A 22,116-nucleotide genomic window follows, 5' to 3' on the forward strand; every position below is an offset into this window, starting at 1 on the left:
GGACGGACGGTTTCTCGTCCGAGGATAGGCGGGCTCAGCGCCCGCGCGGCGCGTACATGATCAAAGCCATACCCGCCAGGCACACCAGCGCTCCGATGACGTCCCACCGGTCCGGCCGGTACCCGTCGGCGACCATGCCCCAGGCGATCGACCCGGCGACGAAGACCCCGCCGTACGCGGCGAGGATCCGCCCGAAGTTCCCGTCCGCCTGGAGCGTCGCGACGAACCCGTACAGCCCGAGCGCGATCACCCCCGCCCCGATCCACACCCACCCCTTGTGCTCCCGCACCCCCTGCCAGACCAGCCAGGCCCCGCCGATCTCGAAGAGGGCCGCGAGGAGGAAGAGTGCTGCTGAGCGGGCGACGATCATGGTCATAAGGGTGGCATGGGGGCGGGTCGGGAGGCGTTCGCGGACGGGGCGGGTACGTAGCTGCGCATGACGAAAACGCGGAGACTGCTGGGACTGCTGGGGCTGCTGGTGGCGGCGGGACTGCTCACCGGGGGCGGGGTGGCCGTCGCGGACGAGGGCGAGGCGGGCCCCGGGCGGGGCGTCGCGGACGAGGGCGAGGCGGATCTCGCGCACCACGGGCGGGTCGTGTACGAGGACGGGCGGCTCGCCCTGCACCTGCGCACCTGGAACCACGGGCCCGCCAGCCTCGCCGCCGGCGCGGTCCAGCTCAGCTTCTCGACCCCCGTGGCCGGCCCCCTCCCCGGCACGTGCGTGCGCCGGGCCCCCGCGATCCTGCTCTGCGAGACCGGGCCGCTGCGGGCCGGGGCCCCCGCGCCCGGCTCCCTCGAGCTGGCCCTGCGGGTCCCGGGTGCGCCGGACGAGCTCTGGCTCGACATCCAGACCGCGCGACCGGGCACCACCCGCGACCTGAACCCGGCCAACGACCACCAGCGGGTCCTCGCCCTCGCGACGGGCGACCCGTACTACTTCTGAGCCTTCTTTCGCCCCAGCCCCGCCCCTTCACCTAAAGCGCTCGCCGCGCGGCTTGTGGTCGGTTGCTCGCGCAGTTCCCCGCGCCCCTAAAGGGGCGCGGGGAACTGCGCAAAACGCCAGCCACAACACCCCCGCACAGACCCCCTCCAGCCCCGCAGGGTTACGGGAAGGGGCGGGTAGGGGAAAAACCCACCCCGGTACCGGGCGCCGATCAACCACCGGCCCCGCGCAGCGGCCCCACCCAGCTCCGGGCACCGACCCGACCAAGCCGCCCCGCGCCCCTAGCGGCCCGCCCTCCGCCTCTGCCTCGCACTCGGCTCATACGCCGCCCACGCCGCATACCCGTCCGGCCGCACCAACAGCGACGACCCCCGCGCCCAGTGCGCCCGCACCGTATGCGGCGGGACCGCGAGGGGGACCGGCCCGTCGGCGGAGGCGACCAGCACGTGCTCGCCCGCCCGCAGCAACTCGTACAGGCGGCCCTCCGCGAGCGCCAGGTCCGGGACCCGGCGGCCGACCAGGGGATGCTCCCCGCGCCCCGACCCGTACGAGATCCCGATCCCCGAGATCATCCGCATCGCCCGCCCGGACAGCGGCCGCAGGCTCCCCGCGAGCCGCGCGGCCACCGCCCGCCCCGCACGGGTCAGCGGCGCGCCCGCCATCGCACCCCGCACCATGGCCCCGCTGACCCGCAGCACCATCGCCCCGACGGGGTGGCGTTCCGCGTGGTAGGTGTCGAGGAGTTCGTCCTCGGCCCGCCCGCGCAGGACCGCCGCCAGCTTCCAGGAGAGGTTCGCGGCGTCCTGGAGGCCGGTGTTCATGCCCATGCCGCCCGCCGGCGAGTGGACGTGCGCGGCGTCGCCCGCGAGGAAGACCCGGCCCACCCGGTAGGAGGGGACCTGGCGTTCGTCGCTGTGGAAGCGGGAGAGGAAGCGCGGGTCGTGCAGCCCGTGGTCCACGCCCAGCGCCGTCCGGGCGATCTCCTGGATCTCGGCGAGGTCCACCGGGTCCGACTCCGCCGCCTCCCGCCCCTTCGACCAGCCCATCACCCGGTAGTACCCGTCCCCGAACGGCACCATGAAGGCGAACGCGTCCCCCTTCCCGCCCACGGTCAGAACGGACTCCGGCTCCCGCTCCAGGCGTACGTCCGACAGCACCATCGACGTGATCACCGCCTCCCCGGGGAAGGGCAGCCCGAGCGACTCCCGCACCCGGCTGCGCACCCCGTCCGCGCCCACCAGATACGGCGCGCCCAACTCGAAGGCGGCCCCGTCGGCGGTCCGCAGCCGGGCGGTGACGCCCGTGGCGTGCGGGTGGACGCCGGTCAGTTCCGTGTCGTACCGGAAGTCGACACCGGCGGCCCGCGCCCTCCGCTCCAGGACGTGCTCGACCTCGTACTGCGGAGTGATCAGTACGAAGGGGAAGCGCGACCGGAGCCGGGAGAGGTCCAGGGCGAGCGAGCCGAAGAGGTTCAGCTCGGTGATCTTCCGGCCGGTCTTGAGGAGGTCGTCGGCGAGGCCGCGCGCGTCCAGGACCTCCAGCGTGCGGGCGTGCACGGCGAAGGCGCGGGTGAGGTTTCCGGCGGTGTGCGCACGGCGTTCGACCACGGTGACGGCGAGGCCCGCCGCCGCGAGGTCGCCCGCGAGCAGGAGACCGGCGGGGCCCGCGCCGACGACGATCACGTCGGGGGCGGAGTGGTGGTTCAGGGAGTCGTGGGCGTCCTTGGGGGTCGGCATGTCCGCTCCCTCCCCGCCGGGCGCGGGGCGTACACCGGGCGGGGGCAAGTCGCCCTCACGCCGGGAGCGACCACCCGTTCGACCATTCGGACATTTGTGTTTAAAAGGGGTGCATACGGGGAGGAGGGGGTGAGTCCCCCGACCCCGAGGCCCCGCAAGGTTCCCCGCACATGCCGAGCATTTCTCTCCCCTGGCTCCACCACACGCTCCCGCACGTGCGCGGCCTCGACACCAGCCGCTACGGATCACGCAAACTGCGCGCGGAACGCCAGGCCGACAACGCCCGGCAACGCGCCGCCGACGCCCTCGACCTCGCCCTGTGCATCGGCGAGCTGATCTCCGGCAACGGGGCCTCCGCCGAGGAGACCGTCGCCGCGATACTCGTCATCGCCGACGCGTACGGCCTCGAAGGCTGCGAGTCCGACGTCACCCTCAACGCCGTCGAACTCACCGGCCACGCCCCCGGGGACGCCGTACCCCTCATGGGCAAACGCATCATCCAGCACCGCCGCACCGACTTCGCGACCCTGGAGAACACCCAGCTCCTCGTCCAGGACATCCACGAGGGCAAACTCACCCTCGCCGACGCCCGCCAGGCCGCCGCCGACCTGATCCCCGAACCCGAACAGCCCGGCATGCTGCGCCCCTGGAAACGCCGCTACACCGGACACGCCCTCGTCGGCTTCGTCGCCGCCGCCGCGAGCGTCCTGACCGGCGCCAAGCTCGGCGTCGCCCTGTGCGCATTCCTCGCCGCCGTCACCGGCAACTGGATCAGCACCTCCATGGCCCGCTACGGCGTCCCCGCCTTCTACCGCTTCACCCTCGCCGCGATACCGGCCGCTGTGGTCGCCCTCGTCGTGCACGCACTCTGGCCCGGCGTCGCCAGCCAGTCGATCATCATCGCCGGAGTCCTCGTCCTGCTGCCCACCATGGCCGCCACCAGCGCCGTCCAGGACTCCCTCGCCGGCCACTACCTCACCGCCGTCGCCCGCCTCCTGGAAACCCTGACGATCTTCGCCTCGGTGGTGCTCGGCACCGGACTGGTCCTCGGCCTCGCCACCCGGCTCGGCATCGACGCCCCCACCCTGCCGTCCGTACGGGCCACCGCGGGCACCTACCTCGACTGGCGGCTGGTCGCCGCCGCCCTCTTCGCCGTCGGCATCGCCGCCCGCTACAAGGTCGCCCCGCGCAAATACGCCGCCGTCGGCCTGCTCGGGCTCGCGGGCGTCGTCGTCTACGCCGAACTCCGCGAACTCAGCTTCTCCCCCATCGCCGCCACCGGCATCGCCGCCGTCGCCGTCGCCATCGGCGGCCACGCCCTCGCCCGCCGCGCCCGCACCTCCGCCCTCCCCTGGGTCATCCCGGCGGCGGCCCCACTGCTGCCCGGAACCCTCATCTACAAGGCCCTGTACGCCGTCACCAACGGCGAGGTCCTGGAGGGCGCCACCGGAATGCTCCGCGCCCTCGGCGTGATCCTGGCACTGGCGGGCGGCATCTCGGTGGTGGGCGAGACGGTGCAGTTCCTGCGGAGGTGGCGGGCGGTGAGAAAAACAGCCCGTCGAGGGGGCCCCTCCCTGCTCGAACGAAGTTGAGAGCTTGGGGGAGTTTGAGGACGCGCGGGCGCAGCCCGTGCAGGGGTCCGGGGCGTAGCCCCGGCAGGAACGGCGACCACTCCCGGCCCGCAGTGAACCCCGTCAGCCGAACTCGGCGAGCGCGGCCTCCACCACCTGAGCCAGCCGCGCGTGATGCGCCCCGCGCCAGTAGGGCCGCTCGCACGCCGTGCACTGCGCGAAGACGTCGTACGAACGCTCCGTACCGCCCTCCAGCAGCCCCGCCACCGACTCCTTCGTCGCCTCCTTCAGCTCCCCGTTGCACGCCGTGCAACGCGTCCACGGCGCGAGGACCGGCGCGAACCGGCCCAGCACGTCACGCAGTTGCTCCTCCGGCCGGTCGCTGTAGACGTACGCCCCCGCGTGCAGCTCGCGCCGGCGCAGCAGGCCCCGGTCCCGGGACAGCAGGACCCGCTGCTCACGGGCGGAGTACGTGGCCAGCGCCGGGTCCCCGATGTCCTCGCTGAAGTACGCGGCGTCGACGCCCAGCAGGCGCATGCGGCGGGCAAGGGTCCCCAAATGCACGTCGAGCAGGAACCGCAGGGGCGCACCCGGAACCTCCTGCGGCCGCGTCACCGCGCCCACGTCGATCCGCTCCCCCTCGCGGGGCACGTGCCCGGTGCCGACCGGCTGCCCGTCCACGCTCAGTACGCCCACCTCGGTGAGCGGCACACCGAGCGACTCGACGACATGCCCGAGCGTGGACACCCCGTCGGTCCCGGCCTCGGTCCGTCCGGCCCGCCGATCAGCGGCGATGAAGAGATTCAGCTCCGCCGCAAACGCAATGTGTATCCGAGGTCCATTCACGCCCCCACAATGCCACCACCCCCAACCCGTGTTCCGGGTTTTTCCCGCCCCCCTTTGCCTCCCTAGCCCCCTTGGGCGGCGCCCCCTTTCCGCCGCCGTCCCCTTGGGAGGCGGGGCCGCCCCCCGGGGGGCGGAACGGGCGGGCAAGGGGGCGGCCCGCCCGATCCGGGCCCACCCGGACACCGCCCCCCCGCCCGCACCCACCGGCACCGGGACCGGCACCGGCACCGGCACCGGCCAAGCCGCCCCCGTACAAACTCCCCTCACCTCACCGGGTCCACCAAGAACGGAAAGTCCCACTTGTGGGCCTCCGCATACGCCCACCCAATCGGCTCCACCGACGTATTCGCCCTCTCCGCCACCGGCCTCCTCGCCTTCACCTCACGCAAGAACTGCTCCCCCGTCCCCGGCTTCACAAAAACGTTCAGCCAGTACGACCCCCCGAAGGGCAGCCCCGCCGAATACGTCCACTTCTCCTTCTTGACGTAGTCGACCATCGTGTAGGACGACGCCATCCCGAACCAGTTCTTCCCGTAGTCCGGCTCCCCCGCCAGCACCACCACCGCCGCCCCGTTCCTCGCGAACACCTCACGCGGAATCCCCTTCGGGTCCGCCATGTACGGGTCCGCGAGCCCCCCGAGGTCGATCGCCTGCTGGTCCTTGTTGAGCGCGTACGGGAAGACTCCCGCGTCCCCCATCCCCACCAGACCCTTGATCGTCTTGTCCCGGGCCATGATCCGGCCCAACTCCTCGTGCGCCTCGCGCAGATGGAAGCGGTACGTCATCCCGCCGACCATCGTCTCCATCGGCGTCGCCGACACCGCGAACATCACGCCCGCCGCCCCCACCACCAGCAACGGCGTCACCGTCCGCCCCCACAGCACCACGGCCACCGCCACCGCCGCGACACCGCCCGCGACGACCGCCGACGGGTCGATCCCCGGCAACTCCTTGAAGTACAGGATCCCGAGCCCCATCAGCGCCAGCGCCAGCGCGGCCCACTTCGGCGCGGCCCCGTCGGCCGCCCGCGTACCGCCCGCCAGCCTGCGCCCCTTGAGCGGACGGCACAGCAGCACCAGCGCCACCGGGGCGGTGAGCTGCCAGAAGAAACGGTTGTTGACGTCCATGTGCAGGACCGACAGCGGATAGAAGACCAGCGTCACCGCGACCGTCAGCGCCACCAGCACGACCGGCGTCAGATCCTGGAGCGGCAACGGGACGTGCACATCGGGCCGCACCCCCTGCCCGGGCACCCGCACCGCCGCCGCGCCCTCCGCCTTCCGGTCCCTGCGCGCGTCCGCCCGCCGCCAGAGGATCTCGCACAGCACCGCGCCGCCCGCCAGGATCGCGAGCACCGGGACGACCGGGTAGGTGAGCCGCTGCATGATCCCGTACGAGTCCACCGAACCGGACTTCACCAGGTACGTGTTGGGCATGAGGTGCCCGAACCACCAGGCCCGCAACGCCCAGTACCCCACCAGCCCGCCCATGACGGCGAGCGCACCGCGCACCTCGCGGCGGTCCTTCCGGTTCATCAGCGCCGCCCAGGCGACGGCCACGAACGCGTACCCCATGCCCTCGGGCCGCGACAGCGCGACCAGCCCGGCCGCCGCCCAGCCGAGCGCGCCGAGCTTCCCGCGCCGGTACAGCACCCCGTACAGCAACGCGATGAAGAGAACGAAACTCCCGCTCTCCAGCCCGTGGAAGAAGTGCGAGACGAACAGCGGATTCGCCGCCATGACCGCCACCAGCGCGACCCGCTGATACCTCGGCACATCCCGCAGCACGGCCGCCACAACCACTCCACCGCACAGCAACAACAGCCCGAACGCCTTGAAGAACGCCTCCACCGGCCACCCCGCCACCGCCGGGACGATCGACACGAACGCATACAACGGATTCGTGTACGCCTCCACGCGCGGCAGCCCGGACCCCTCCACGAACGGGTTCCAGTCCCACACCCCGCTCGCCACGAACGACTTGCCGTACCGCCACGTGATGAAGGCGTCGTCGACGGTGAAACGGCACAGCCAGAACGCCGCCCACCCCATGAACCCCACCAGGCCCACCAGCGAAACGACAAAAACGGTACGCGCCAACCACACGGGAATCCGGGGCAACCGCGCACCGAGCGCACTGGCACCGGACGACTGCCCCCCTTCCCGCTCTTGAGGGTCGGACGACAGATCAAGGACGGTCACGAAGCCGCCTTCCGGAAGAGGCCTGACGAGGAACAGGAAGCACCCGACGGCCACACACACCGACCAACCCGGGCAGACAACCCTTGATCCAATCGGCCACGCCCCCCTTTGCCCGGGATTGCCCGTCCCCCCTCCCCCGCAAATCACCCGCACGGCAGCGTGACTCCTCCCCCGTAGCCCCCTCGGGCGGCGGGGCCACCTCCAACTTCCGCTGAGCCCCCTTGGGCGGCGCCCCGTTCCGCCGCCGTCCCCTTGGGCGGCGGGGCCGCCCCTTCCCTTCCCCGTAGCCCCCTTGGGCGGCGGGGCCGCCCCCCGGGGGCGAGGGGGGCACCCCCTGCTCGAGCGAAGCCGAGAGCTTGGGGGAGGGCGGGCAAGGGGGCGGCCCCCCTCGCTCCAGGCCCACCCGGGTGCCGCCCCCACCCGCACCCCCGGCACCGGCACCGGACACGCCTCGCCCCCGACCCCACGGCCCGCCTCCCCGCACCGGGCACGGGAGCCCCCCGACCTACCCCCAGTGCCGAGGCCGCTCCACCCCCGCCGGGAGCCGCGTGCCCCCGTCACCCCGCCCCGCATTGACCTGCGTCTGGGTCAGGAAGAGGGCCTCACTCAAATCCGCCCCCCGCACATCCGCATCCCGGAAGTCCGCCCCGATGACCTCGGCCCCCCGCAAATCCGCCCCATTCAGATCAGCCGCAATCAAATAAGCCCCCCGAAAATTCATCCCCCGCAAGTCCGCCCCCGCCCGCCGCGCCCCCATCAAATCCGCCCCCCGAAAATCAACCCGCCGCTTCTTCCCCTTCTTCTTCGGCGTCGGCACCCGAGCCGCCCACTCCCCCCGCACCAACTCCCCGACCTTCACCAGCACCGCATTCACCTTCAGCCGATGCCCCTCCACATCCAGCGCGACCAATTCCTCCGCACTCCCCCGCGTCAGCGCCTCCGTCTCCTCCCGCAACGCCCGCAACTCCCCCCACACACCCTTCGCGGCATCCCGCCGCAACCCGTCCCCCACGTACCAAAGCAACTCATGCAACTGCTTCATCACCGGCAACAGCGGAAACATCAACTCCGCACTCCCGGGCTCCTCCCGCCACCCCACCCCGTCAAAGGTGACCTGCGACAACTTCTGCCCCGCCCCGAAACAGTCATAGACGGTGCACCCGGAAAACCCCTCCCCCCGCAACTTCGCGTGAATCCCACACCCGAAGTCCTCCCCGAGATTCGGGCACGGCTTCCCGGCCGGCTTGTCGATGGCGAAGTCCGACGACTTCGTCAACGTCAACGCCACACAGCACAACCCGAAACAACTCCCACAATCGGAACGCAGATCGGACGCCATCACGGCCTCGGCCTCGGACATGTGCAGGTCTCCACTGGTGCGGTTGCGGGTAAGGCGGTACGGACACGGCAATCGGGACAACGAAAGAGCCCCCGGCACCTTAGCCGGGGGCTCCCGCAGAGCGTCCGTTCAGCCCTTCACGCAGATGACCTGCTTCAGCTTGGCGACGACCTCCACCAGGTCGCGCTGCTGGTCGATGACCTTCTCGATCGGCTTGTACGCGCCCGGGATCTCGTCCACCACACCCGAGTCCTTCCGGCACTCCACGCCCTGCGTCTGCTCCGCCAGGTCCTTGGTGGAGAAGCGCCGCTTGGCCGCGGTCCGGCTCATCCGGCGGCCCGCGCCGTGCGAGGCGGAGTTGAAGGACGCCACGTTGCCGAGGCCCTTCACGATGTACGAGCCCGTGCCCATCGAGCCCGGGATGATCCCGAACTCCCCGGACCCGGCCCGGATCGCCCCCTTTCGGGTGACCAGGAGGTCCATGCCGTCGTACCGCTCTTCCGCGACGTAGTTGTGGTGCGCGGAGATGACCGGCTCGAAGGTCACCCTGGCCTTCTTGAACTCGCGGCGGACCACGTCCATGAAGAGGCCCATCATGATGGCCCGGTTGTTCTTGGCGTACTCCTGCGCCCAGAAGAGGTCATTGCGGTACGCCGCCATCTGCGGGGTGTCCGCGATGAAGACCGCCAAGTCACGGTCGACCAGGCCCTGGTTGTGCGGAAGCTTCTGGGCCACTCCGATGTGGTGGTCGGCCAGTTCCTTGCCGATGTTCCGGGAACCGGAGTGCAGCATGAGCCAGACTGAATCGGACATATCTACACAAAGCTCAATAAAGTGGTTACCAGCTCCAAGCGTCCCCATCTGCTTCAGCGCCCGCTCCCTCCGGAACTTCACCGCCTCCGCGACCCCCTCGAACCGCCCCCAGAACCCCTCCCACCCCGCCGTCGGAAACCCGTGCAGCCGCCCCGGATCCACCGGGTCGTCATGCATCCCCCGCCCCACCGGAATCGCCTGCTCGATCTTCGAGCGCAGCCGGGAGAGGTCGCCCGGGAGGTCGTTCGCCGTCAGGGACGTCTTCACGGCGGACATGCCGCAGCCGATGTCCACACCCACCGCCGCCGGGCACACCGCGCCCTGCATCGCGATGACGGAGCCGACCGTCGCGCCCTTGCCGTAGTGGACGTCCGGCATCACGGCCAGGCCCTTGATCCAGGGGAGGGTGGCGACGTTGCGGAGCTGCTGCATCGCGCCGTCCTCGACCGTCGTCGGATCGGTCCACATCCGGATCGGGACCTTCGCCCCCGGTACTTCTACGTATGACATGAGTTCTCGATCCCCCGGAACAAGCAGAAAGGTAGGCGGAGCGCAAAAAAGGGTGGGAATGGCCGCGAAAGGGACAGCGGACCGGCGTCCACACCAGTGCGTGCGATACACATTGTGGTCATCGGCCACCTCCGGGCGGCAAACACTTTTCCTTCGAAGGGGGCCTGGACCGTGCCACGAATCACGGGCGGCAAGGCGGGCGGCAGGGCCGCCGTCAAGGCGTACGCGAAGGCCTCCGCGCCCGGCATCGCGCTCCTCGCGGCCCTCGCCACCGGCGTCACCGGGTGCTCCGGCGCGGACGCCGGGACGGACGGCGCGGGCGACGCCAAGTCCGGCGAGTCCGCCGCCCCGGCCGCGCCCCCCGGCAAGTACCGCACCCTCCCCGAGCCCTGCCGGATCGTCGACAAGGGCACGCTGAAGGCCATGCTGCCGGGCGTGGAGAAGCTGCCCGAGGAGCAGCAGCAGAAGCTGTTCGCGGGCGAGCCCGCGGTGACGTACGACACGGACCGGCGGGTCGGCTGCCGTTGGAAGGCGGAGTCGCCGGACGCCACGCACCTGCTGACGGTGGACTTCGAGAGGGTCGTGTCGTACGACTCGGCGGTGAGTGACGACGACCGCGCCCAGGCCCTGTACAAGGAGCAGTTGGACGCCGCCGATCTTCCCGCCCCGGTGGATCCGCCGCCCGCGTCGAGCGCTCCGCCGGCCTCGTCGACCGGCGCGGCGACACCACCCGCGGATTCCGCCGGGGCTTCCGGTTCGCCGGGCGCTCCCGACGCGGCCGCGCTTCAGCCACGTACCCTCGGCGGTCTCGGGGACGACGCCTTCCTCGACGACGTGAGCGCGCCGGGCGGATCGACGGCGGCCAAGGACCGTACGGTCTCGGTCGTCTTCCGGACGTCCAACGTGATCGTGAGCGTCAAGTACGGCGAGCAGCCGGGCCGGCCCGATCAGCTTCCGGACGGCCGGGCGCTTCAGGACCGGGCGCAGGCCCTGGCCCGTAAGCTCGCCGAGCAGTTCTCCGACAGCAGCGAATAGGCGCACAAGCGAACAGCGGTTTTGTCGACAGTGACCCGACGTTAAGGAATTCCACGAACCATGTACCGAAAAGCTCCCCGTATCGCCCGCATACTGACCTGCGCGGTGGCCGCCCCGGCACTGCTCGTCGTGGCCGGCTGTTCGTCGGACTCCGGTTCTGGTTCCGGTGCGGACGGCGGGAAGAAGGACTCGGGCGCGGCGCAGGAGCAGCAGAAGAAGCCGTCGGCGCCGCCGACCGTGGCCGCGGCGAAGTTCGCGTCGCTGCCGGACGCGTGCAAGGCGCTGAAGAAGGACACGATCGAGGACCTGGTGCCGGAGGCCGACAAGGTCGAGGGCAAGGCGGACGACTCGTCGAACCCGCAGACGCGCCGGGGCTGCTCGTGGGGCGGTCTGGACGACAAGGGCGTGAAGGGTTCGCAGTACCACTACCTGACGTACTCGCTCCAGCTCTTCGAGTCGAACCAGGCGCTGGGCAGTGGTGAGAAGCGGGCCACGGAGTACGTGACCAAGCAGGTCAACAAGGTGCAGGGCAAGGAGGGCGTGAAGGACGTGCGCGCCAATCCGGCCGAGGGCATCGGCGAGCAGGCCTCGACGATCGGTTACGGGGCCCGTGAGGCCGGTACGGACTTCAACCACGCCGTGGTGGTGGCCCGTACGGGCAATGTGGTCGTGACGCTGGACTACAACGGTGCGGGTTACGCGGGGACGAAGGCTCCGGACCCGGCGGACCTGCTGAAGGGTGCGCAGTCGGCGGCCAAGGAGGTCGTGGCGTCGATCGGCGCGGCGAACAAGCAGTAGTTGCCGCCCGGAGCGGCCTTCGGTAGTCAACGAGTTGACTACAAGTGGGGGCGCTTTAGGGGGTTTTGCGGGGGTTCGGTCCTCAATCGGGGGGCCGGGCCCCCGTTGTGGTGTGCCAGGCTGTGGCGCCAGGCACGGAAGGTACAGACCGCGCGGGGACGCACGGAAGGGGTTCGCAGGTGGCCGCGATGCAGCTGACACGCACGCACCGAATACTGATCGGTGTGGTGGTCACCGGTGCGGTGATCATCGCGGGGATCGGCTTCGCCGGTTCGTACGCGGCGGTGCGCGAACTCGCCGTGGAGAAGGGCTTCGGGGATTTCTCGCTGGTCTTCCCGATCGGTATCGACGCGGGTATTTGTGTGCTGCTCGCGCTGGACCTGCTGCTGACCTGGATGCGGATTCCGTTTCCGCTGCTGCGGCAGACGGCGTGGCTGCTGACGGCGGCGACGATCGCATTCAACGGCGCGGCGTCGTGGCCGGATCCGCTGGGTGTCGGCATGCACGCCGTCATTCCGGTGCTGTTCGTGGTGTCGGTGGAGGCGGCCCGGCATGCGGTGGGCCGGATCGCGGACATCACGGCCGACAAGCACATGGAGGGCGTGCGCCTCACGCGGTGGCTGTTGTCGCCGGTGCCGACGTTTAGGCTGTGGCGGCGGATGAAGCTGTGGGAGCTGCGGTCGTACGAGCAGGTCATCAAGCTGGAGCAGGACCGGCTGATCTATCAGGCGCGGCTTCAGGCGCGCTTCGGGCGGGCGTGGAAGCGGAAGGCTCCGGTGGAGTCGCTGATGCCGCTGCGCCTGGCGAAGTACGGGGTGCCGCTCGCGGACACCGGTCCGGCGGGGCTGGCGGCGGCGGGCATCGAGCCGGTGCTGCTGCCGCCGGCGCCGGCGGTCTCCGGTTCGGCTCCGGCGCTGCTTGCCGCGCGGGAGGCGCGGGAGGATGCGGGGGCGATAGCCGAGGGGGCGGCCCCGGTGCGGCTGGAGAAGGCCGCGGCTGAGGCTGTCGTACGGGAGGAGGCTCCGGCCCCCGAGCACGCGGCGGAGGTCGCCTCGCCGGAGGCGGCGGAGGTGCCGGTCGCTCCGGCCCCCGAGCCGACGCACCCGAGCCAGTGGTTCGACGCCCCGCTGCCCTCGCAGCAGAAGCAGTACACCGGTGACTACGACCCCACGGCCGCGCCGCAGGTCATGGTGCCCGCCGGGCCCGGCCGCAGCCGCCCGCTCGGCGGGTACGACCCGGACTACGACCCCGAGTTCGGTCCGGACTTCGCGGCGAACGACGCGGACTTCGTGCTGGACGACGACGAGTACTACCGCGCCTTCCACAAGTGCACCGCCGAGAACGGTACGTACCCGACGCCGCTCCAGTTCGGGTCGTACCTCAAGGACCTGTACGGGCACGAACTGCCGCTCAACGAGCTGGAGCTGCTCGCGAAGCAGTACCAGGGGCAGTTCGAGGAGGAGCTGAACGGGCACACGCCCTAGCCCTGGGGCCTAGCGGCGGGCGGCCTTCTGCTTCTTGCGGGCGACGTCGACGGCGATGCCGAGGGTGAGGCCGACGATCGCCATGACGATGTAGAGGGCGGTCGGCGGGGTGAACCAGAGGTGGAGCAGGCCCCAGTCTCCGTCGGACCAGGTGCGGCCGATGAAGCCGAGGGCGCCTTGGATGCCGATGACCCAGCCGATGATGGCCAGCAGTTCGTTCTTCATGGCCCCAGGCTCTCCTGCGGGGGCTTGTGGGGCCATCCTGCGCGGGGCGGAATCCCGGGCATCCCGCTCCGCCGAAAGGTGCAGTGCCGGGGGGGGGCAGGGGTCATCCCTCGGGTCCGCCTGGCTCACACCCCCCGCCTGACGGCGAAGCCGCCCCCATCCACCACCCTCGCCCCCTTGGGCGGCGGGGCCGCCCCCCGGGGGCGGGACGGGCGGGCAAGGGGGCGGTACGCCCGATCCGGGCCCGCCCCGGTCCCGGCCCCTGCCCGCACCCCCGCCCCCGGCCACGCCAAAGGGGCGGCCACCCCGCAAAGGGTGGCCGCCCCGTCGGCGTACAGGCAGAGCGAGAAGCTACGCGCCCAGCAGCTTCCGCACCCGCTCCGCCCCCACCGCCAGCAGCAGCGTGGGCAGCCGCGGACCCGTGTCCCGGCCCACCAGCAGCTGGTAGAGGAGCGCGAAGAAGGTCCGCTGGGCCACCTTCAGCTCCGGCGTCGGCTTCGCGTCCGCCGACAGCCCCGCCTGGATCTTCGGCACGCCGTAGACCAGGGTCGTCAGGCCGTCCAGCGACCAGTGCGAGTCGAGGCCCTCGACCAGCAGCCGCAGGGACTCCCGGTCCGCGTCACCCAGCTCGGCCAGCGTCGCCGCGTCCGGCTCGGCGCGCACCAGCGTGCGCTGGTCGGCCGGGACGTACGACGTGATCCACGACTCCGCCCGGTCCAGCCGCGGCCGCACCTCGTCGAGCGAGGCGATCGGGTCGGAGGGGTCCAGCTCGCTGAGGATGCGCAGCGTCTGGTCCTCCGCCCCGGCGGTGATGTCCGCGACCGAGGCCAGCGTCCGGTACGACAGCGGGCGCGGCGTGCGCGGCAGCTCGCCGGCGGCCGTCCCGACAGCACGGGAATAGGCAGCCGCGTCGGCGGGGAGGACCGACCCGTCCGCCACCTTCAGCGAAAGCTTGTCCCACTCGTCGTACAGCCGCTGGATCTCCTGGTCGAAGGCGATCTTGAAGGACTGGTTCGGCTTGCGGCGCGCGTACAGCCAGCGCAGCAGCGGCGCCTCCATGATCTTCAGCGCGTCGCCCGGCGTCGGCACGCCGCCCTTGGAGGACGACATCTTGGCCATGCCGGAGATGCCCACGAACGCGTACATCGGGCCGATCGGCTGCACGCCGTCGAACACCTCGCGCACGATCTGCCCGCCGACCACGAAGGACGAGCCCGGGGAGGAGTGGTCGACGCCGCTGGGCTCGAAGATCACGCCCTCGTACGCCCACCGCATCGGCCAGTCGACCTTCCAGACCAGCTTGCCGCGGTTGAACTCCTTCAGGAAGACGGTCTCGGTGAAGCCGCACACGCAGGTGTACGTCAGCTCGGTCGACTCGTCGTCGTACGCCGTGACCGTCGTCAGGTCGCGCTCGCACTGGCCGCAGTAGGGCTTGTACGGGTAGTACGCGGAGCCGCTCGTGCCGTCGTCCTCGGACGCCGCGCCGGAGCCCTCGGCGGCCTCCAGCTCGGCCTCGTCGACCGGCTTCTGGGACTTCTTGCCCGCCGCCGGGTCCTTCTTGGTGCGGTAGCGGTCCAGTACGGCGTCGATGTCGGCGCGGTGCTTCATCGCGTGCAGGACCTGCTCGCGGTAGGTGCCCGCGGTGTACTGCTCGGTCTGGCTGATGCCGTCGAACTCCACGCCGAGCTCGGCCAGGGCCGCCACCATGGGCGCCTTGAAGTGCTCGGCCCAGTTCGGGTACGAGGAGCCGGCGGGGGCCGGGACCGAGGTCAGGGGCTTGCCGATGTGCTCGGCCCAGGACTCGTCGATGCCCGGGACGCCGTTCGGAACCTTGCGGTAGCGGTCGTAGTCGTCCCAGGAGATGAGGTGGCGGACCTCGTACCCGCGGCGGCGGATCTCGTCGGCGACCAGGTGCGGGGTCATGACCTCGCGGAGGTTGCCGAGGTGGATCGGGCCGGAGGGGGAGAGGCCGGACGCGACGACGACCGGTTTGCCAGGCGCACGTCGCTCCGACTCGGCGATGACATCGTCCGCGAAACGGGAGACCCAGTCGGTCTCGGGGGTGCTGCTCTGGGACACGGTCGGCACGTCCTTGGTTCTCCGGATTGTGTGAAAGCTGGCAGGGCCATTCTCCCAGACAGGCAGACGGTGGCCTCACGAATTAGGTTGCGCGGGGCCTCGGGGGGCTGCGTGAAATACTCGATGTCACACAGCAACTCCACTCCTATAGGAACGGCACCCCATGGCCTCGGTCTCCTCGCTCGCCTCGACCGTCAACCAGCGCCTCGCGGACGCGCTCTCGGCTGCCCTGCCGGACGCCGCCCCCGCGGACCCGCTGCTGCGCCGAAGCGACCGGGCCGACTTCCAGGCCAACGGCATCCTGGCGCTCGCCAAGAAGGCGAAGGCGAACCCGCGGGAGCTGGCGACCCAGGTCGTCGAGAAGCTCCCGACCGGCGAGGGCGACGTGCTGAAGGACGTCGAGGTCTCGGGCCCCGGCTTCCTCAACATCACTGTCTCCGACCGGGCGATCGTCGAGACGCTGGCCGCCCGCGCCGCCGACGCCCGGCTCGGTGTCCCGTTCAACGAGAACGCGGGCACCACCGTCGTCGACTACGCCCAGCCGAACGTCGCCAAGGAAATGCACGTCGGCCACCTCCGCTCCGCCGTGATCGGCGCGGCCATGGTCGAGATCCTGGAGTTCACCGGCGAGAAGGTCGTACGGCGGCACCACATCGGCGACTGGGGCACCCAGTTCGGCATGCTCATCCAGTACCTGGTGGAGCACCCGAGCGAGCTGGACCACGGCGACGCGGACAAGGTCGACGGCGAAGAGGCGATGTCCGCCCTGAACCGGATCTACAAGGCCTCGCGGGTCCTCTTCGACTCCGACGAGGAGTTCAAGCAGCGCGCCCGGGACCGGGTGGTGCAGCTCCAGGCGGGCGACCCGGAGTCGCGGGAGCTGTGGCAGCGGTTCGTCGACGAGTCGAAGATCTACTTCTACTCGGTCTTCAACAAGCTCGACATGCAGATCGCCGACCCGGACGTCGTCGGCGAGTCCGGCTACAACAACATGCTCGAAGAGACCTGCCGGATCCTGGAGGACTCGGGCGTCGCCGTCCGCTCCGAGGGCGCTCTGTGCGTCTTCTTCGACGACGTGAAGGGCCCGGACGGCAATCCCACCCCGCTGATCGTCAAGAAGTCGAACGGCGGATACGGCTACGCGGCCACCGACCTCTCCGCGATCCGCAACCGAGTCGGCGACCTGAAGGCGAACACCCTCCTCTACGTCGTCGACGTGCGGCAGTCGCTCCACTTCAAGATGGTCTTCGAGACGGCACGGCGTGCGGGCTGGCTGACGGACGACGTCACCGCTCACCAGCTGGGCTTCGGCACGGTGCTGGGCAAGGACGGCAAGCCGTTCAAGACCCGTGAGGGCGAGACCGTACGCCTCGTCGACCTCCTGGACGAGGCGATCGAGCGGGCGACGGCGGTCGTGCGGGAGAAGAACAACGAGAAGGTCGGCCTGACCGAGGCCGAGATCGTCGAGAACGGTGCGCAGATCGGCATCGGCGCGGTCAAGTACGCGGACCTCTCCACCTCCGCCGCCCGGGACTACAAGTTCGACCTGGACCAGATGGTGTCGCTGAACGGCGACACGTCGGTGTACTCGCAGTACGCGTACGCCCGCATCCAGTCGATCCTGCGGCTGCGGGGCGAGGCCACCCCGGCCGCCCACCCGGAGCTCGCACTCGCCCCGCAGGAGCGGGCGCTCGGCCTGCACCTGGACCAGTTCGGCGAGGTCGTGACGGAGGCCGCCACCGCGTACGAGCCGCACAAGCTGGCCGCGTACATCTACCAGCTGTCCTCCCTCTACACCTCCTTCTACTCGGAGTGCCCGGTCCTCAAGGCCGACACCCCGGCGCAGGTCGAGAACCGCCTCTTCCTGTGCGACCTGACCGCACGCACCCTGCACAAGGGCCTGGCGCTGCTGGGCATCCGCACGCCCGAGCGGCTCTGATCCGATCCCCCGTCCGCCCTCACCGCCTGAAGGACACCCCGCATGACCTTCACCGCGCACGAACTCGCCTACCTCCGCTCCCAGCCCCTGGCCCGCCTGTCCACGGTGGCCCCGGACGGACAGCCGGACGTCGTGCCGGTGGCGTTCGAGTTCGACGGCACGTACTTCTGGGTGGGCGGGGGCGGCGTGTCCGTCCTCGCGACCCGGAAGTTCCGCAACGTGCCCGAGGGCGGGGAGGCGCAGGTCGCGCTGGTCGTGGACGATCTTCCGTCGTTCGACCCGTTCACGGCCAGGGGACTGCGGGTGTACGGCATCGCGGCCGGTCCGTTCGAGCGGACCGGCGCGATGGGTCCGGGGCACTTCCTGCGGATCACGCCCACCCGTTCGTGGGGCTGGAACCTGGAGGGCGAGAAGCCGGTCCCGGTCGGCGACACCTGGTACGAGGCCCGGTACGCGGAGCACGCCCGCCCCTCCGCCTGACCGGGCCCGGCACCTGTACGGCCGCCCCCTCAGCCCGTCTCTTCGAGCGGCTTCTCCCAGGCCGTACTGCCGAGCGGGTGGTTGTAGAGGGGCCGGCCCGCCGACCCGCTCGTACGGAACGGCTTCCCCCGGTCGTCGATCCGCCGCACCCCGTGCCGGTCGCCGCTGGACCACTCCAGCTCCAGGTACCAACTGACGTCGTGCGTACGGGCCTTCGCCTTCACGTAGAAGACCTCGGGATCCGTCTCACTGATCTTGTACGGGAAGTCCCGCTGCCCGGCGTGCGGGACGGCGGTCGGCCGCCCGGCGTCCAGGTCCACGGCGAACGACTTGGTGTCGACGTTCCCGCCGCAGCCGACCCCGGCGGCGTACCGGTTCCAGGGCAGCGGCGCCCCGCTCCGTACGACGCGTACGTGCAGCGCCTCCAGGACGACGGTCTCCTTCGACCGGCCCTGGAGGGTGAGCGCGACGAGCTGGTCGTCGGCGGAGACGGCCTTGAACGAGGCGGCCCAGCCGGGGGCGTCCTGCTCGCTCGGCGGCGGGGAGACCTTGTCCGGCGGGCTGTCCACGAGGAAGAACTGGCTGCACGGGCTCTCGTACACGAAGGGCCGTACCGAGGCGGAGAAGGGTGCGGCGGAAACCGCCGGTCCCTTCTTCCCGGGCCCCTCCTTGCCGGGGCCGGGATCGCGATCGGCCGGGGTCGGGGGCGCGGACCTGGGCGGTGCGGCGGTCGCGGTGCCGGGCGGGGAGGTCACCGGTCGCCCGCCCTGCGCGCCTGCCCCCGCAGTCGGCACGGCGGGCGTACGGGCGCTCGCTGGACGCCCGTCGGGGGCCTGGCCGTGCCCGCCGCCGGTCAGCTGGGTGACGAGGACGGTGGAGGTGGCCACCGCGAGGACGACCGCCGCTCCGACGAGGGTGTTACGACGCCGCTTCGCGGCGGGGGCGGAGGTCCTGCCGGACGCGCCTCCGGTGGAGCCGCTGGACCCGGCGGTGGAGACAAGCGGTGTGGTGTCACGCTCCCCCGGAGTCCCCGGGGGCTCTGAGGGCTCTGAGGGCTCTGAGGGCTCCGAGTCCGGAACCTCCCGCACGGCCCCCTCCGAGGCCCGCCCCTCAACAGCCGCCGTCCGCCCGGCATCCGGCGCCGTCCTCCTCCCCCGCGCCGCATCCGCCAGAATCCACAACCGGTGCACCTGCACCATCTCGTCCGGAGTCGCCTTGCACACCCTCGCCAGGCGCTCCACGGGGGCGAACTCCGTCGGTACGGCATCCCCGTTGCAGTACCGGTGAAGCGTCGACGTACTCATGTGCAGCCGCTTGGCCAGCACCCCGTAACTGAGGCCCGAACGATCCTTCAACGCGCGCAGGGTCTGCGCGAATTCGGCCGCTCCCTCGGTCTCGGACACTGCTCCCCATCCCATCCCGGCGTTCCAGGCACACCGCATCACCGCAGGTCAAAGCCAGTACGAACGTTCCACCGTCCCCAACTGCCCGTCAACTCAGGCCGCTGGGACGCCTCCTCGTGCAAGCTCTGGGCATCAAAGCACGCCGCTCCCGCCCACCGGTCGAGCGGCCCGCTTCCACCACGCCGACCGCACAGAAACGAGCCCCACCATGTCCGCACGCACCACCCGCCTCTTCGCCCTCACCTCAGCCGCCCTCATCGCGTCCCTCTCCCTGACCGCCTGTCAGAACGGTGACGGCACCAAGGACGCGGGTTCCGCCCATGCCTCCGCCCCGGCCGCCCCGGACGGCAAGGCCCCCGGCGACAACACCTCCACCGGAACGTCAAGCTCCGGCAAGTCCTCCGGCGACACCCAGCACACTCCCTCCGGCAGCACCGGCAAGACCACCACCAGCACCACCACCGGCAGCGGCGGAGCCGCCGACCCCGACGCCCCCGCCCACCGCGCCCGCTGCGACGCCTCCACCATCAAGGTCACCGCCCAGGTCGTGGACCGCCCCCTCAACACGATGATCCTCACCGCCACCAACAAGGGCTCCAAGCTCTGCGACCTCTTCTACGCCCCGGTGGTCCGCTTCGAGGGCGCGCAGTCCGTACCGCCGTCGATGAAGGACACCCAGCCGCAGGCCGTCGTCAGCCTCCGGCCGGGCCGGAGCGGGTACGCCGCCGTGAAGCTCTCCTCCCCCACGGGCACCCCGGACCCCGGTTACACCGCGAAGTCCCTGTCCATCGGCTTCTACGACAAGGACCAGCGCAACCTCGACGGTTTCGCCCCGGTGCCCCTCCCCGCCAAGGGCGTCTACATCGACAACAGCATCCGGGTCTCCTTCTGGCAGTCCGACCTGAACGACGTCAGCAGCCTCTGAGCCGCCCGTCCCCCCGTCGCCCCCACGGCTGCGGCCCCCGGCGGCAGCCACCCCGTACTGCGGTTCAACCACGCACAAAAAAGTACGTACTTGATGAACCGCACTCCTCCTCCGCACGATGAGGGGCCCCAGCCCGGGGCCCCTGTCCCACCGCCTCCCGGAGGAGCCCCGCCATGCCCGAACCCACCCCCGTGACCTTCCTCGGCCTCGGCAACATGGGCCACGCGCTCGCCTCGACCGCCCTCGCCGCCGGCCACCCGATCACCGTCTGGAACCGCACCCCCTCCCGCACCACCGGCCTCGCCGAACAGGGCGCCACCCCGGCCCCCACCCCCGCCGAAGCCGTCGCCGCCACGGACCTGACCCTGGTCTGCCTCCTCACCGACGAGACGGTCGCCGAGGTCCTGGCCCCGGTGGCGGAGTCCGGCGCCCTCAAGGGCAAGACCCTGGTCAACGTCACCAACAGCACCCCGGAACAGGCCCGCCAGAGGGCGAGTTGGGCACAGGCGCAGGGCGCGACCTACCTCGACGGCGGCATCATGGCCATCCCCCAGCTGATCGGCACACCCCACTCGTACATCTACTACAGCGGCGACGAGCAGGCCTTCACCACCCACCGCCCCCTCCTCGCCCGCTTCGGCGACCCCCGGTACGTCGGTACGGACCCGGGCCTGGCCTCGCTGTACGACATGGCCCTGCTGACCGGCATGTACGGCCTGTTCACCGGTGCCGCCCAGGCGCTCGCCCTGATCCGCTCGGCGGGCCTGCCCACCACGGACTTCGCCGAGCAGCTCCAGCAGTTCCTCATCGGCATGACCGCCGCCCCCGCCGCCTGGGGCAAGTCGCTAGACGCCGACACCCACGCCACCGCCGTCTCCACCATCGCCGTGAACCACGCCGCCCTGCCCAACCTCCTTGCCACCCACCGCGACCAGGGCCTCCCGGTCGACCTGCTGACCGGCCTTCAGCCCCTCCTCGACCGCGCGATCGCCGAGGGCCATGCCACCGACGGCCTCTCCCGCCTCGCCGAACTCCTCACCCGCTGAGCCCAGCGAACCCACTGGCCCGTCGACCGCCGAAGGACCCGTACCCCCGCGCCGAAAGCCCCGTCGATCCGGGGCTTTCAGCCGCCCCAAACGGGACCGACGACACGTGTTTCCTTACCTCCCCCATACGAACCTGGGCACTGCCCACCCCCTCCCCCGCCCAGGATCGGCCCCGCATGTCTCCCCGCACCTCCGCCCTCGTCCGCCGCCTCGCCCTGCCCGGCACGGCCCTCCTCGCCGCACTGCTGGTCACCGGCTGCCAGGACACCACCAAGGCGGCAGCGCCCTCCCACTCCGCGACCCCGTCCGCGACGGTCACCGCGTCGGCCACCCCCTCGCCGACCCCGACCCCCACCGCGACCGAGACGGCGACCGCTTCGAGCACCCCCACGGCCGTACCGACCCCGACGGCCGCGACGTCCGCTCCCGCCGCACCCCCGGCCCGCCTCGCCGCGCCGCCCGCCCCCCGGCACACCGCCGCCCCGAAGCGGACCACCACGCCCAAGCGGACCACCGCCCCCAAGCGCACCACCGCCCCCAAGCCCCCCAAGCAGTCGAAGGTCCCGGCGGGCGGCGCGATCCTCTCCCCCAGCGGCAAGCACTACAAGGCAGGCCAGTTCTGCCCGAAGCGCCTGCGCGGCGTGAGCACGGTCGACGCCAACGGCACCCGCATCTCCTGCCACGCCACCCCCGGCGACCGCCTCCGCTGGCACTGACCCCGAGGCACCGGGATCCCGAGGCCC

19 protein-coding genes are annotated in these 22,116 nt (G+C 71.3%); 10 read left to right on the top strand and 9 right to left on the bottom strand.

Going from position 1 to position 22,116, the window contains the following annotated elements; genetic code table 11:
* Positions 1-34: 34 nt before the first annotated feature.
* Entirely contained in the window at positions 35-370 is a 336-nt protein-coding gene (locus IE269_RS04165) for a YnfA family protein (protein WP_189821265.1), read from the bottom strand.
* A gap of 66 nt (positions 371-436) precedes the next feature.
* On the opposite strand from IE269_RS04165, the gene IE269_RS04170 reads away from it, so the two are divergent.
* Positions 437-943, top strand: coding sequence for a hypothetical protein (locus IE269_RS04170; protein ID WP_229897439.1), 507 nt, complete (start codon positions 437-439; stop codon positions 941-943).
* Positions 944-1,224: 281 nt separating this feature from the next.
* On the opposite strand, the gene IE269_RS04175 is transcribed toward IE269_RS04170, so the two are convergent.
* On the bottom strand, positions 1,225-2,679 hold the full coding sequence (locus IE269_RS04175) for an FAD-dependent monooxygenase (RefSeq protein WP_189821266.1): 1,455 nt from the start codon (positions 2,677-2,679) through the stop codon (positions 1,225-1,227).
* A gap of 170 nt (positions 2,680-2,849) precedes the next feature.
* On the opposite strand from IE269_RS04175, the gene IE269_RS04180 reads away from it, so the two are divergent.
* Positions 2,850-4,271 (top strand): threonine/serine exporter family protein, encoded by a 1,422-nt coding sequence (locus IE269_RS04180; RefSeq protein WP_189821267.1) that lies wholly within the window; start codon positions 2,850-2,852, stop codon positions 4,269-4,271.
* A 102-nt stretch (positions 4,272-4,373) separates the two neighbouring features.
* On the opposite strand, the gene IE269_RS04185 is transcribed toward IE269_RS04180, so the two are convergent.
* From IE269_RS04185 to IE269_RS04200, 4 genes are all read right to left on the bottom strand, one after another.
* Positions 4,374-5,096 carry a Mut7-C RNAse domain-containing protein gene (locus IE269_RS04185; RefSeq protein ID WP_189821268.1) on the bottom strand — a complete coding sequence of 241 codons (723 nt, stop codon included), beginning with the start codon at positions 5,094-5,096 and terminating at the stop codon, positions 4,374-4,376.
* A gap of 263 nt (positions 5,097-5,359) precedes the next feature.
* The gene (locus tag IE269_RS04190; RefSeq protein ID WP_189821269.1) at positions 5,360-7,297 is read right to left on the bottom strand and encodes a hypothetical protein; all 1,938 of its coding nucleotides are present in this window, start codon (positions 7,295-7,297) and stop codon (positions 5,360-5,362) included.
* A 505-nt stretch (positions 7,298-7,802) separates the two neighbouring features.
* The gene (locus IE269_RS04195) at positions 7,803-8,657 is read right to left on the bottom strand and encodes a pentapeptide repeat-containing protein (protein ID WP_189821270.1); all 855 of its coding nucleotides are present in this window, start codon (positions 8,655-8,657) and stop codon (positions 7,803-7,805) included.
* A 108-nt stretch (positions 8,658-8,765) separates the two neighbouring features.
* Positions 8,766-9,959, bottom strand: coding sequence for an RtcB family protein (locus IE269_RS04200; RefSeq protein WP_189821271.1), 1,194 nt, complete (start codon positions 9,957-9,959; stop codon positions 8,766-8,768).
* Between the two features lie 171 nt (positions 9,960-10,130).
* Here IE269_RS04200 and IE269_RS04205 point away from each other — a divergent pair, with 171 nt between their 5' ends.
* From IE269_RS04205 to IE269_RS04215, 3 genes are all read left to right on the top strand, one after another.
* Positions 10,131-10,994 (top strand): DUF3558 domain-containing protein, encoded by an 864-nt coding sequence (locus tag IE269_RS04205; RefSeq protein WP_308436936.1) that lies wholly within the window; start codon positions 10,131-10,133, stop codon positions 10,992-10,994.
* A gap of 60 nt (positions 10,995-11,054) precedes the next feature.
* Positions 11,055-11,792, top strand: a complete 738-nt coding sequence (locus tag IE269_RS04210; protein WP_189821272.1) for a DUF3558 family protein — start codon at positions 11,055-11,057, stop codon at positions 11,790-11,792.
* A gap of 188 nt (positions 11,793-11,980) precedes the next feature.
* On the top strand, positions 11,981-13,276 hold the full coding sequence (locus tag IE269_RS04215; RefSeq protein ID WP_189821273.1) for a DUF2637 domain-containing protein: 1,296 nt from the start codon (positions 11,981-11,983) through the stop codon (positions 13,274-13,276).
* Positions 13,277-13,285: 9 nt separating this feature from the next.
* On the opposite strand, the gene IE269_RS04220 is transcribed toward IE269_RS04215, so the two are convergent.
* Together IE269_RS04220 and lysS are read right to left on the bottom strand one after the other, a co-directional pair.
* Positions 13,286-13,501: a hypothetical protein gene (locus IE269_RS04220; RefSeq protein ID WP_189821274.1), complete on the bottom strand. Its 216-nt coding sequence runs from the start codon at positions 13,499-13,501 to the stop codon at positions 13,286-13,288.
* A 351-nt stretch (positions 13,502-13,852) separates the two neighbouring features.
* Positions 13,853-15,589, bottom strand: a complete 1,737-nt coding sequence (gene lysS / locus IE269_RS04225; RefSeq protein WP_189821275.1) for a lysine--tRNA ligase — start codon at positions 15,587-15,589, stop codon at positions 13,853-13,855.
* Positions 15,590-15,743: 154 nt separating this feature from the next.
* On the opposite strand from lysS, the gene argS reads away from it, so the two are divergent.
* Positions 15,744-17,519, top strand: a complete 1,776-nt coding sequence (gene argS, locus IE269_RS04230; RefSeq protein ID WP_189821276.1) for an arginine--tRNA ligase — start codon at positions 15,744-15,746, stop codon at positions 17,517-17,519.
* A 42-nt stretch (positions 17,520-17,561) separates the two neighbouring features.
* Positions 17,562-17,999, top strand: a complete 438-nt coding sequence (locus IE269_RS04235; RefSeq protein WP_189821277.1) for a PPOX class F420-dependent oxidoreductase — start codon at positions 17,562-17,564, stop codon at positions 17,997-17,999.
* Positions 18,000-18,028: 29 nt separating this feature from the next.
* On the opposite strand, the gene IE269_RS04240 is transcribed toward IE269_RS04235, so the two are convergent.
* Entirely contained in the window at positions 18,029-19,402 is a 1,374-nt protein-coding gene (locus IE269_RS04240; protein ID WP_229897440.1) for a helix-turn-helix domain-containing protein, read from the bottom strand.
* Positions 19,403-19,610: 208 nt separating this feature from the next.
* Between IE269_RS04240 and IE269_RS04245 the strand changes: the two genes are divergently transcribed.
* The 3 genes from IE269_RS04245 (at position 19,611) to IE269_RS04255 (ending at position 22,089) form a co-directional block, all read left to right on the top strand.
* Positions 19,611-20,327 carry a DUF4232 domain-containing protein gene (locus IE269_RS04245; RefSeq protein ID WP_189821279.1) on the top strand — a complete coding sequence of 239 codons (717 nt, stop codon included), beginning with the start codon at positions 19,611-19,613 and terminating at the stop codon, positions 20,325-20,327.
* Positions 20,328-20,500: 173 nt separating this feature from the next.
* Positions 20,501-21,373 carry an NAD(P)-dependent oxidoreductase gene (locus IE269_RS04250; RefSeq protein WP_189821280.1) on the top strand — a complete coding sequence of 291 codons (873 nt, stop codon included), beginning with the start codon at positions 20,501-20,503 and terminating at the stop codon, positions 21,371-21,373.
* Positions 21,374-21,549: 176 nt separating this feature from the next.
* Positions 21,550-22,089 (top strand): hypothetical protein, encoded by a 540-nt coding sequence (locus IE269_RS04255; protein ID WP_189821281.1) that lies wholly within the window; start codon positions 21,550-21,552, stop codon positions 22,087-22,089.
* Positions 22,090-22,116 lie beyond the last annotated feature (27 nt).

The organism is Streptomyces spiroverticillatus (assembly GCA_014650415.1).
Taxonomy (GTDB): domain Bacteria; phylum Actinomycetota; class Actinomycetes; order Streptomycetales; family Streptomycetaceae; genus Streptomyces; species Streptomyces spiroverticillatus.